Genomic DNA, 454 nt, shown 5'->3' on the forward strand with positions numbered 1-454 from the left:
ACGACGGCTGTCACGTCGAGCAGAAGAATTGGACCGTGGTACGCACCGTGGTCGGCTACCACCGCTATGACACGGCCGCAGAGCTGTTGCTACTCAACGAGATTTGGCAGCTTCAGGCGATGTTGACCAACTACTTCTGCCCCCAGCAGAAACTGATCGCCAAGGTCCGCCACGGAGCCAAGGTATCCAAGAAACACGACGAGGCGGCCACCCCGTTTCACCGGGCAATCGATCACCCGACCATGGCTGTGGAACGCATCGTCGCACTGACCCGGACCTACTCGCTGATCAACCCTGCCGCCACCCAGCGACAGATTCAGGCATTGACCGCGCAGCTGTTCACACTCGCCACCAGCAAAGCCGGCCCCGACGCCACAGCCCCCATCACCAAGCGCGCACGCTTACGTGAGGCAACGAACCCCCCTACGCGCGCATCTTGACATGAGGCAACAGG

Annotated in this window: 1 pseudogene; it reads left to right on the plus strand. The window is 61.5% G+C overall.

The annotated features are described in order from the left end of the window. A pseudogene (locus Q2100_RS31650) lies at window positions 1–440 on the plus strand (integrase catalytic domain-containing protein); the annotation flags it as partial. Between the last annotated feature and the right edge of the window lie 14 nt (window positions 441–454).

It is taken from the genome of Mycolicibacterium arseniciresistens (assembly GCF_030519285.1).
Lineage (GTDB): Bacteria > Actinomycetota > Actinomycetes > Mycobacteriales > Mycobacteriaceae > Mycobacterium > Mycobacterium arseniciresistens.